Genomic DNA, 11870 nt, shown 5'->3' with positions numbered 1-11870 from the left:
CGCAACTCCTGCCGTCGTTGCTTCGGTCGAAATGACATAAAAACAAATAACGAAAAACCCCGACCAAGGCCGGGGTTTCCTGATTCGCAACCTGAGAGGATCAGGCCTGGGCGGTAGGACCGCCAAAGTTCATCGGAATATTTCCCTCAGGGCCCTGGGTATCTTCAATGCGGCCATGAACGCTTTCAAACTTCTGAATATTGTCGTTCAAAGCGCGCATCAAACGCTTGGCGTGCTGAGGGGTAAGAACAATACGAGATTTAACTTTGGCTTTGGGTACGCCGGGCATCACCCGCACAAAGTCCATCACAAACTCTGCGTTGGAGTGCGTAATAATAGCCAGGTTTGAATATACACCTTCGGCTACATCTTCGCTTAGTTCTATGCTTAACTGGTTCTTGGGATTCTGATTTTCGTCTGCCATAACTGGAGTTTTTTAAAAACCACAACGCCCGGGTTTGGGGCGTTGTGGTTAAATGTGTTATTCTTCTGAAACGGTTGCTGCTTCTTTGCTAGCAACCAAGCGGTCGTAGTCTTCCTGCGATCCGACAATGAGCTTTTCAAACTCACGAAGACCGGTACCTGCCGGAATGAGGTGACCCACAATCACGTTTTCTTTCAGGCCGCCAAGGGTATCCACTTTTCCGGCCACAGCGGCCTCGTTGAGCACCTTGGTTGTTTCCTGAAACGATGCTGCCGAGATAAAGCTCTTGGTTTGCAGCGACGCGCGTGTAATACCCTGAAGCAACGGACGCGAAGTTGCGGCAACGGCCTCACGAGCCTCCACCAGCTTCAAATCCTGACGGCGGAGCTGAGAGTTCTCATCGCGCAAGCGCCTCGCAGAAACAATCTGGCCTTCCTTCAGCGCAGATGAGTCACCGGCATCCACCACCACTTTCATTCCGAAGATGCTGTCGTTTTCCTCCATGAACTCAATCTTATCCACGGCTTGTTTCTCGAGGAAGCGGGTATCGCCTGCGTCTTCAATTTCCACCTTGCGCATCATCTGACGCACAATCACTTCAAAGTGCTTGTCGTTGATTTTCACACCCTGCAATCGGTATACCTCCTGAATTTCGTTCACAAGGTATTCCTGCACGGCAGTAGGTCCTTTGATGGCGAGGATGTCGGATGGCGTAATGGCTCCATCTGAAAGCGGTGCACCGGCACGCACATAGTCATTTTCCTGCACAAGGATGTGCTTGGAGAGTGATACGAGGTACTTCTTCACCTCACCGCTCTTGGATTCAACGATGATCTCGCGGTTTCCACGTTTCACTTTTCCGAAGCTCACAATTCCATCAATCTCCGAAACAACCGCTGGGTTAGAAGGGTTACGTGCTTCAAAGAGCTCCGTTACTCGCGGCAGACCTCCGGTGATATCACCAGACTTACCTGCCACACGTGGAATTTTCACGAGAATATCCCCGGCTTTTACATCGGCATCTTCTTTAATCATGATGTGCGCACCTACAGGCAACGCGTATGATTTCAGCACCTCTTTGTTGCCTTTGCCACCCATGATGTGAATCTCAGGGTTGATCTTCTTGTCGCGACGTTCAACAATTACCTTCTCGGTAAAGCCGGTTTGTTCGTCCACCTCCTCGCGGTAGGAAATACCGTCAATTACGCTTTCGAACTTCACCTTACCGTCAAACTCAGCCACCATTACAGCGTTGTAGGGGTCCCACTTACAGATAAGGTCTCCCTTCTTCAGCTTGGCGCCGTTTTTCACAAACACGTTGCTACCGTAAGGAATGTTACCTGTGGTGAGCACTACACCGGTTTTATCTTCAATGATTTTCCACTCAGCAGAGCGGCCAATCACAACGTTGCGTTCTTCACCGCTATCGTCTTTTTTGCTCACTGTACGAAGACCGTCAATTTCAATCTTTCCTTCGTACTTGGCTCGCACTTCCGATTCATCGGCAATTTTAGAGGCGGTTCCACCCACGTGGAAGGTTCGCAGGGTAAGCTGCGTTCCCGGCTCACCGATAGACTGTGCAGCAATAACACCTACTGCTTCTCCTTTCTGAACCGAACCGTTGTTGGCAAGGTTTCGTCCGTAGCATTTGCCACACACCCCATTCTTCATTTCGCAGGTAAGTACCGAGCGGATTTCTACCTCTTCGATGCCTGTTTCTTCAATAATGGCCGCTTGCTTTTCGGTGATTTCTTCACCACTGGCCACAATCAGCTCTTCGGTTTCGGGGTGGAAAACATCGTGAACAGCCGAGCGTCCGAGGATTCGATCGCTCAATGATTCAACAACTTCATCATTCTTTACCAGCGCTGTAGCGATCAGACCGCGAAGGGTTCCACAGTCTTCACCGGTGATAATTACATCTTGCGATACGTCCACCAAACGGCGGGTAAGGTAACCTGCATCCGCCGTTTTCAGTGCTGTATCAGCCAGACCTTTACGCGCACCGTGGGTTGAGATAAAGTACTCAAGAATGGATAGCCCTTCCTTAAAGTTTGAGATAATCGGGTTCTCGATAATATCCTGACCTCCGGAGGCACCACTCTTTTGCGGTTTTGCCATCAAACCACGCATACCCGAAAGCTGGCGAATTTGCTCTTTAGAACCACGTGCGCCGGAGTCAAACATCATGTAGATAGAGTTGAATCCCTGCTTGTCCTTAATGAGCTGGTTCATCAGAATATTGGTAAGCTTGGAGTTGGTGTGCGTCCAGATGTCAATAATCTGGTTGTAGCGCTCATTATCAGTGATAAGACCCATGTTGTAGCTCTCCATCACTTCTTTCACCTGGTTTGCAGCTTTTTCTACAAGCTCCTCTTTCTCGGCAGGGATAATCACATCATTCAGGTTGAATGACAGCCCCCCTTTGAAAGCCATGGTGTATCCCATATCCTTGATGTCGTCGAGGAACTGGGCAGTACGTGCAACACCAACGGTATTGAGTACGTCTCCGATGATATCGCGCAGTGACTTCTTGGTAAGAAGTTTATTGATAAAGCCCACTTCATTGGGCACGAGCTCGTTAAACAGCACACGACCGCAGGTAGTATCAACCATTTCGGTTTTTGCTTCACCACCAATCAAGGTAGTAACACGAACTTTGATGCTTGCGTGCAAATCGAGCTTGCCTTCATTGTATGCAATGATGGTTTCTTCGGGAGAGTAAAAAGTCATGCCCTCGCCTTTCACCTTGTGCTCTTCGGTGCTTGCACGCTCTTTGGTGATGTAGTACAGACCGAGAACCATGTCCTGCGAGGGTACCGTTACAGGTGCACCGTTGGCGGGGTTCAGAATGTTGTGCGAAGCCAGCATCAGGAGCTGTGCCTCAAGGATAGCGGCGCTACCAAGGGGCACGTGCACTGCCATCTGGTCACCGTCAAAGTCGGCGTTGAATGCTGTACACACAAGCGGGTGAAGCTGAATTGCCTTCCCTTCAATCATCTTGGGCTGAAACGCCTGAATACCCAATCGGTGCAGGGTCGGGGCGCGATTGAGTAGCACGGGATGTCCTTTCATCACGTTTTCCAGAATATCCCACACAACAGGTTCTTTGCGATCTACAATTTTCTTGGCCGACTTTACGGTTTTCACAATACCGCGCTCAATCATTTTTCGGATGACAAACGGCTTGTAGAGCTCGGCGGCCATGTCTTTTGGAATACCGCACTCGTGCATTTGAAGGTCGGGCCCCACCACGATTACCGAACGTCCGGAATAATCCACACGTTTTCCGAGCAGGTTTTGACGGAAGCGACCTTGTTTACCTTTCAAGCTGTCTGAAAGTGACTTCAGCGGGCGGTTCGATTCGGTTTTTACCGCGCTTGATTTACGCGAGTTGTCGAAGAGTGAATCTACCGCTTCCTGAAGCATCCGCTTTTCGTTTCGCAAGATTACTTCGGGAGCTTTGATTTCAATGAGTCGCTTCAAGCGGTTGTTACGGATAATCACACGACGGTATAGGTCGTTCAAATCGGAAGTTGCAAAACGACCTCCATCCAAGGGCACGAGCGGGCGCAGTTCCGGCGGAATCACAGGAACTACCTTTACAATCATCCACTCCGGGCGGTTTTCAATGCGGGTGTTTGCCTCGCGGATGGCCTCAACCACTTGCAAACGCTTCAAGGCTTCGTTCTTACGCTGCTGCGAAGTTTCTGTGTTGGCCTTGTGACGCAATTCGTAACTGAGCGAGTCGAGCTCCAGACCTTTGAGGAGGTCAAAAAGTGCATCGGCACCCATTTTAGCTACAAATTTGTTCGGATCCTCGTCGTCAAGGTGTTGGTTTTCGCGAGGAAGTTGGTCGAGGATATCGAGGTATTCTTCCTCGGTCAGGAAATCGAGTTTCATGAGTGGCTCTCCCTCAGGACCAATTGCATTACCGGGGTTAATCACCACATAGCGCTCGTAGTATATAATCTGATCGAGCTTCTTGGTGGGCAAACCGAGTAGGTAACCAATCTTGTTGGGCAGGGATTTAAAGTACCAGATGTGCGCAACAGGCACCACAAGTGAAATGTGGCCCATGCGTTCACGACGCACTTTTTTCTCGGTAACTTCTACTCCACAGCGGTCGCAAACGATTCCTTTGTAGCGAATCCGTTTGTACTTACCACAGTGGCATTCGTAGTCTTTAACAGGTCCGAAGATTCTTTCGCAAAAAAGGCCATCGCGCTCAGGCTTGTAGGTGCGGTAGTTGATTGTTTCGGGTTTGAGTACCTCTCCGTGTGAGCTTTCCAGGATTTCCTCGGGTGAAGCGAGGCTGATGGTAATACTCTTGAATCCGGAGTGGGTTTTCTTTTGATCTCTTCTCAAAGCCATTGTATGTTGATGTTAAGTGCTGTTGAATGAATACGGATTACTTTTCGTCGAGCGACACGCTGAGGCCCAGACCACGGAGTTCGTGCAACAATACATTGAACGATTCCGGGATACCCGGTTCGGGCATGTTCTCTCCTTTTACAATGGCCTCGTAGGCCTTTGCACGACCGATAACGTCGTCAGACTTCACGGTGAGTATTTCGCGAAGGATGTGCGACGCACCGAATGCCTCGAGTGCCCACACCTCCATCTCTCCAAAACGCTGGCCTCCGAACTGCGCCTTACCTCCCAGTGGTTGCTGAGTGATCAGCGAGTATGGTCCGATCGAACGGGCGTGCATTTTGTCGTCAACCATGTGTGCCAGTTTCAGCATGTAAATCACACCTACTGTTGCGGGTTGATCGAAACGCTCACCGGTTCCACCGTCGTAGAGGTAGGTTGTACCGAATCTGGGAACGCCTGCCTCGTCGGTGTATTTGTTGATATCGTCAATGCTGGCCCCGTCAAAAATTGGAGTGGCAAAGCGCTTTCCGAGCTTGATACCAGCCCAACCGAGAACGGTTTCGTAAATCTGACCAAGGTTCATTCGGGAGGGTACACCCAGGGGGTTCAACACGATGTCCACCGGAGTTCCGTCTTCAAGGTAAGGCATGTCCTCATCGCGAACGATTTTGGCCACAATACCTTTGTTTCCGTGGCGGCCTGCCATCTTATCACCTACTTTCAGCTTGCGCTTTTTGGCAATGTAAACTTTGGCCAACTGAACAATTCCCGAAGGAAGTTCATCACCCACGGTAATCTGGAACTTCTTGCGGTTGTGTTCACCAAGGTACTCGTTGTACTTGATGTTGTAGTTACGAATCAAACGCTTGATCAACGCGTTGATTGAGTCGTCAGTAGTCCATCCGCTCGGGTTAACAAGTGAGAAATCAATGGCCATAAGGGCTTTTTGCGTGAATTTCACACCTTTTTTAATGAGCTCGTCATGGTAGTTGTTGAATACTCCCTGCGAAGTTTTTCCACTCACCAGTCCGTGCAATTTCTCAATCAGCACACCCTTCAGTTCAGCACACTGCTTTTCGAAATCCTTCTCGATCTTTTCAATTTCTACCTTGTCTTGCGCCTTGCTCTTTCGATCTTTCATGGCGCGAGAGAAAAGCTTTTTGTCAACCACAACTCCACGCAATGAAGGAGGTGCTTTGAGCGACGCATCTTTCACATCCCCAGCCTTGTCACCGAAAATGGCACGCAGCAGTTTCTCTTCCGGTGAGGGGTCGGTTTCTCCCTTCGGTGTAATTTTACCAATCAGAATATCCCCTTCCTTCACTTCGGCTCCGATGCGGATCATTCCGTATTCATCGAGGTCTTTGGTGGCTTCTTCACTCACGTTGGGAATGTCGGCAGTGAGCTCTTCCATTCCACGCTTGGTATCGCGCACCTCCAGGATGTATTCATCAATGTGGATGGACGTGAAGATATCCTCCCGCACGAGGCGTTCGGAAATCACGATTGCGTCCTCAAAGTTGTATCCTTTCCAGGGCATGAAAGCCACTTTCAGGTTACGTCCGATGGCAAGCTCGCCATTCTCGGTAGCATATCCTTCGGTGAGCACATCACCTTTTTTCACCTTTTGGCCTTTCTTCACGATTGGCATCAGGTTGATGGTGGTGTTCTGGTTTGTTTTCTGATGCTTGATCATGTGGTACACTTTCACATCTTCGTCAAAGCTTACCAGTTCTTCCTCCTCATCGCGCTCGTAGCGAACGTGAATTTCATTGGCATCAACGTATTCAACAACACCTTCGCCTTCGGCGTAGTGCAGCACCCGTGAGTCGCGGGCTACGAGACCTTCAATACCAGTTCCAACCACAGGGGCTTCAGGGCGCATAAGCGGAACCGCCTGGCGCATCATGTTTGAACCCATCAGTGCGCGGTTGGCGTCATCGTGCTCGAGGAACGGAATGAGCGAAGCCGCGATGGAGGCGATCTGGTTGGGGGCTACGTCCATCAGGGTGAGTTCCTGTGGCTCCACCACCGGGAAGTCGCCTTCATAACGGGCTTTCACTCGCTCAGTAAGGAAGTTTCCTCCTTCATCAATCTGAGCATTTGCCTGGGCAATGGTATTGCGGTCTTCTTCTTCAGCGCTGAGGAAGATTACTTCGTCTTTCAGGTTCACCTTACCCTCCTCTACTTTTCGATAGGGTGTTTCAATAAACCCGAGTCGGTTCACTTTAGCGAACACACAGAGGGATGAAATCAGACCAATATTTGGTCCTTCAGGCGTTTCGATGGTACATAGGCGACCGTAGTGCGTGTAGTGCACGTCACGTACCTCAAAACCTGCGCGCTCTCTTGAAAGTCCTCCGGGTCCGAGTGCCGACATACGGCGTTTGTGGGTAACTTCCGACAGCGGGTTGGTTTGATCCATGAACTGCGATAGCTGGTTGGTACCAAAAAATGAGTTGATAACCGACGACAGCGTTTTTGCATTGATGAGGTCAATGGGTGTAAAAACCTCATTGTCTCGAACGTTCATGCGTTCACGAATGGTTCGCGCCATACGCGCAAGCCCCACCGAGAACTGGTTGTACAACTGCTCACCAACAGTACGTACACGTCGGTTGCTCAGGTGGTCAATATCGTCAATATCTGCTTTTGAGTTAATCAGCTCAATGAGATACTTGATGATAGAGATGATATCTTCACGGGTAAGGGTTCTTTCGTTATCACCGATATTCAGCCCCAGCTTTCGGTTGATGCGGAAACGTCCCACATCACCGAGATCGTAGCGGCTCTCGGAAAAGAAAAGCTTATCAATTACACCGCGGGCTGTTTCCAGATCCGGTGGTTCAGCGCTCCGCAACTGGCGGTAAATAAACTCAACAGCCTCTTTCTCTGAGTTGGAAGTATCTTTTTGCAGGGTGTTGTAGATAATGGCATAATCTGCTGCGTTGATATCTTCCTTGTGGAGGATGATGGTTTTGGAGCCTGAATCGAGGATGAGCTCAATGTGCTCATTTTCGAGAATGGTTTCCCGGTCAATCAGCACTTCATTCCGTTCGATAGACACCACCTCACCAGTATCTTCGTCTACAAAATCTTCAATCCATGATTTGAGCACACGAGCAGCCAAACGGCGGCCCATCACTTTCTTTAAACCGGTTTTGGATACTTTAATCTCATCTGCAAGATTAAAGATTTCAAGAATATCCTTGTCGCTTTCGTAACCGATGGCCCGAAGGAGGGTGGTTACGGGCAATTTCTTTTTACGGTCGATGTAAGCGTACATCACCGAGTTGATATCGGTTGCAAACTCAATCCACGATCCCTTAAAAGGAATCACACGTGCAGAGTAAAGTTTGGTACCGTTGGCGTGTCGGCTTTGTCCGAAGAACACACCAGGAGAGCGGTGCAACTGCGATACAATCACTCTTTCGGCTCCGTTTATCACGAAAGAGCCACGTGGAGTCATGTATGGAATGGTTCCGAGGTAAACGTCCTGCACGATGGTTTCGAAATCTTCGTGTTCCGGGTCGTTGCAGTAGAGTTTAAGTTTTGCCTTGAGCGGTACGCTGTAAGTAAGGCCGCGCTCAATGCACTCGTTGATGGAGTATCGAGGAGGGTCAATGAAGTAGTCGAGAAATTCCAACACAAACTGGTTTCTTGTGTCGGTAATGGGGAAGTTCTCGCTGAATACCTTGTACAGGCCTTCGTTTTTGCGGTCTTCCGGGCTGGTATCAAGCTGGAAGTACTCCTGGAAGGACTTTATTTGAATGTCGAGAAAGTCAGGGTAATCTACCTGGCTGACACTCTGGGCAAAATTGATACGCGCTGTGGAGTTGTTCGGAGTTGACAAGGCTCTTGAAATTTGGTGAGTAAAATGGGGTAATGAACGGGGCGTCGTTGTTAAACGACAAAAGGTTTAGACCTTCCCGGGGTATTCCGGGAGGTCTAAACCGTAAATGGGGCGGCGAGTTGGCTTACTTGAGCTCAACTTCAGCACCGGCCTCTTCGAGTTGTTTCTTGAGCGAATCTGCTTCGTCTTTCGAAACTCCTTCTTTGATAGGACCGGGGGCACCGTCAACCAGTTCTTTGGCTTCTTTCAGTCCGAGACCGGTGAGTTCTTTCACCAGTTTCACGATAGCGAGTTTAGATCCGCCTGCAGACTTCAGAATTACGTCGAATTCTGTTTTCTCTTCTACGGCTTCTCCAGCGCCACCGCCGGCTGCGGGACCTGCAATTGCTACTGCAGCGGCTGCGGGCTCAATTCCGTACTCATCTTTAAGGATGGTAGCCAATTCGTTGACTTCTTTTACTGTGAGGTTAACCAGCTGTTCCGCCAGTTCTTTGATATCTGCCATTGTTGATTGTTTTAGATTCTAAAAATTGTGTTCGTTCAAAAAATCAGGATTGCTTTAAGCTGCTCTTTCTTCGAGGGCTTTAACCAAACCTGCGATGGTTGTTTTACCAGATTGCAACGCGGAAACCACGTTTTTGGCAGGAGATTGAAGCAGTGCCACCACGTCGGCGATAAGCTCGTCGCGGCTCTTGATGTTCACCAGATTTTCGAGCTGGTCATCACCAATGTACACTGTTTCTTCGATCCAGGCTCCTTTCAGAACCGGACGATCGAATTTCTTTCTGAATTCCTTTATGAGCTTTGCAGGGGCATTTCCTACTTCCGAGAACATCACGGCAGTAGGGCCTGTCAAAACCTGGTTCAATTCAGAAAAATCTCTGCCTTCCACACGCTCCAGCGCTTTTTGAAGCAGGGTGTTTTTTACTACGCGCAGTTTGATACCGGCGTTAAAACACTTCCTTCGCAAGGCGTTGGTAGTTTCCACAGTCAGTGTAGAGGTATCTGCAACATACAGCACCCCACTCTCTGCAATTGACGCTGACAACTCTTCAATCAATTGTTGTTTTTGTTCTTTGGTCATTGTCGTGTGTTTTTCGTCAATTAGATCAGATTCCGGCCGACTTGGTTTCAACTTTCACTCCGGGACTCATTGTGGAGCTCAGGTTGATTGACTTGATGTATGTTCCCTTGGCAGCAGCCGGTTTCATTTTGATAAGGGTCTGGATGATTTCGCGCGCATTTTCGCGGATTTGGTCTTCCTGGAAGGAAGTTTTTCCAACGGAGGCGTGCACAATTCCGTACTTATCTACTTTGAAATCGATTTTACCTGCCTTTACATCCTTTACTGCTTTTCCGACTTCCATCGTAACAGTTCCGGTTTTCGGGTTCGGCATCAAGCCGCGAGGTCCGAGGATTCGTCCGAGTGCTCCTACCTTTCCCATCACTGCGGGTGTGGTAATGATCACGTCAACGTCGGTCCAGCCTTGCTTGATTTTGTCGATATATTCATCAAGTCCAACGAAGTCAGCGCCGGCATCTTGTGCTTCAGCCTCCTGGTCGGATGGGCACAGCACAAGTACCTTCACGTCCTTTCCTGTTCCGTGGGGCAACGACACGGTTCCGCGCACCATTTGGTTTGCTTTACGTGGGTCTACCCCCAGTCTGACCGCGATGTCGACCGAAGAGTCGAATTTAGTGTTGCTGATTTGCTTCACTATTTTCGACGCCTCGGACAAATCGTAAGATTTTTCCGGGTCGTATTTGGAAAGGGCTTCTTTTCTCTTTTTCGTGAGTTTCATCATTCAAGTTTTTAGTCCGGTTTAAAACGGTGCTTTTCCTTTCACTGTCAGTCCCATGCTTCGGGCAGTTCCTGCTACCATTTTCATGGCAGATTCAATGGTGAAACAGTTCAGGTCGGGCATTTTTTCTTCCGCAATGGTGCGTACCTGATCCCAGGTTACGCTTGCCACTTTTACGCGGTTGGGTTCTCCCGAACCTTTTTTCTGCTTCGCTGCTTCGAGCAATTGCACGGCCGCCGGTGGGGTCTTGATTATGAAGTCAAACGATTTATCGGAATAAACCGTAATCAGGGCAGGCAATACCTTACCCGGTTTGTCCTGCGTACGAGCATTAAATTGCTTGCAGAACTCCATAATGTTAACCCCTTTGGCTCCCAATGCAGGGCCCACAGGAGGCGAAGGGTTGGCCGCTCCTCCGCGGATCTGTAACTTGATGATACCGCTTACTTCTTTAGCCATTCTTCTGGGTTATTATTTGGTTCACATCCTGATTGCTAGGGGAAGCATTCAAACTGATTCTGCATCGAACAGTCAGAGCAATCAAAATTTCTTAATTTTCTTTTTCAACTTGCATGTAGCCAAGCTCTAGAGGGGTTTTACGCCCAAAGATCTTAACCATTACTTTGAGTTTTTTCTTTTCTTCGTTGATTTCCTCAATTACTCCGGTGAAGCTATTGAAAGGACCGTCAATCACTTTCACCGATTCGCCAACCAAGTATGGGATGGTAAGCTCTTCGTCGCTCTCGGCGAGTTCATCAACTTTTCCAAGGATTCTGTTGACTTCGTTTTGGCGCAGAGGTACAGGCTGTCCGCCTTTTTCTGTTCCGAGAAATCCGATGACATTGGTTACGCTTTTGATGATGTGCGGCACCTCACCTTCGAGGGCAGCTTCAATCAACACATAGCCAGGGTAAAAGTTGCGCTCTTTAGACACCTTCTTTCCGTTGCGAATCTGGTACACCTTTTCAGTGGGAATGAGCAATTGAGAAACGTAATCCTGAAGACCACTGCGCTTAATTTCCAGCTCAATGTGGTCTTTTACTTTCTTCTCCTGCCCGCTCACTGCGCGCACCACGTACCACTTTTTTTCGATTTCTGAAGTCATCGTCACTATCCGATTAGAATCTCGTAGATGTACCCAAGTACTCCTTTCCAGTTAACGTCTCCCGACTGAACCGCATTTACTCCGAAAATATAATCCATAAGGAATACAAGGAGAGCGATAATGATGGAAGCGATCAGCACAAGGATTGAGCTACTTTGAAGCTCTTTCCAGGTTGGCCAGGTCACTTTGTGTACCAACTCTTCGTATGATTCTATAATGTAAGCTTTCATGCTTTGGGTTGTGTTTCGTCGTTCGCACGGGTGGAGAGACTCGAACTCCCGACACCTGGTTTTGGAGACCAGTGCTCTA

At 49.0% G+C, this 11870-nt stretch carries 9 protein-coding genes; all 9 read right to left on the bottom strand.

The features are described from left to right. Positions 1-100: 100 nt before the first annotated feature. The 9 genes from EA392_14815 to secE all read right to left on the bottom strand — a co-directional run bounded on the left by EA392_14815 (position 101) and on the right by secE (position 11791). The gene (locus tag EA392_14815; protein TVR36587.1) at positions 101-424 is read right to left on the bottom strand and encodes a DUF3467 domain-containing protein; all 324 of its coding nucleotides are present in this window, start codon (positions 422-424) and stop codon (positions 101-103) included. Positions 425-481: 57 nt separating this feature from the next. Continuing rightward, the gene (gene rpoC / locus EA392_14810) at positions 482-4798 is read right to left on the bottom strand and encodes a DNA-directed RNA polymerase subunit beta' (GenBank protein TVR36586.1); all 4317 of its coding nucleotides are present in this window, start codon (positions 4796-4798) and stop codon (positions 482-484) included. 37 nt (positions 4799-4835) lie between these two features. Next, a complete protein-coding gene (gene rpoB / locus EA392_14805; GenBank protein ID TVR36585.1) occupies positions 4836-8654 on the bottom strand; it encodes a DNA-directed RNA polymerase subunit beta in 3819 nt (1272 codons plus the stop codon). Positions 8655-8778: 124 nt separating this feature from the next. Next, positions 8779-9159, bottom strand: coding sequence for a 50S ribosomal protein L7/L12 (locus EA392_14800; protein ID TVR36584.1), 381 nt, complete (start codon positions 9157-9159; stop codon positions 8779-8781). 54 nt (positions 9160-9213) lie between these two features. Then, entirely contained in the window at positions 9214-9738 is a 525-nt protein-coding gene (locus EA392_14795) for a 50S ribosomal protein L10 (protein ID TVR36583.1), read from the bottom strand. Between the two features lie 25 nt (positions 9739-9763). Then, positions 9764-10459 (bottom strand): 50S ribosomal protein L1, encoded by a 696-nt coding sequence (locus tag EA392_14790; GenBank protein ID TVR36582.1) that lies wholly within the window; start codon positions 10457-10459, stop codon positions 9764-9766. 18 nt (positions 10460-10477) lie between these two features. Further along, positions 10478-10915, bottom strand: a complete 438-nt coding sequence (gene rplK, locus EA392_14785) for a 50S ribosomal protein L11 (protein TVR36581.1) — start codon at positions 10913-10915, stop codon at positions 10478-10480. 91 nt (positions 10916-11006) lie between these two features. Then, positions 11007-11561: a transcription termination/antitermination factor NusG gene (nusG, locus tag EA392_14780; GenBank protein TVR36580.1), complete on the bottom strand. Its 555-nt coding sequence runs from the start codon at positions 11559-11561 to the stop codon at positions 11007-11009. Positions 11562-11566: 5 nt separating this feature from the next. After that, positions 11567-11791, bottom strand: coding sequence for a preprotein translocase subunit SecE (gene secE, locus EA392_14775; GenBank protein ID TVR36588.1), 225 nt, complete (start codon positions 11789-11791; stop codon positions 11567-11569). Positions 11792-11870 lie beyond the last annotated feature (79 nt).

This window comes from Cryomorphaceae bacterium (assembly GCA_007695365.1).
Taxonomy (GTDB): Bacteria; Bacteroidota; Bacteroidia; order Flavobacteriales_D; family SKUL01; genus SKUL01.
The sequence above is the reverse complement of the archived record's forward strand: the minus strand, read 5'-3'. Positions and strand labels throughout refer to the sequence as shown.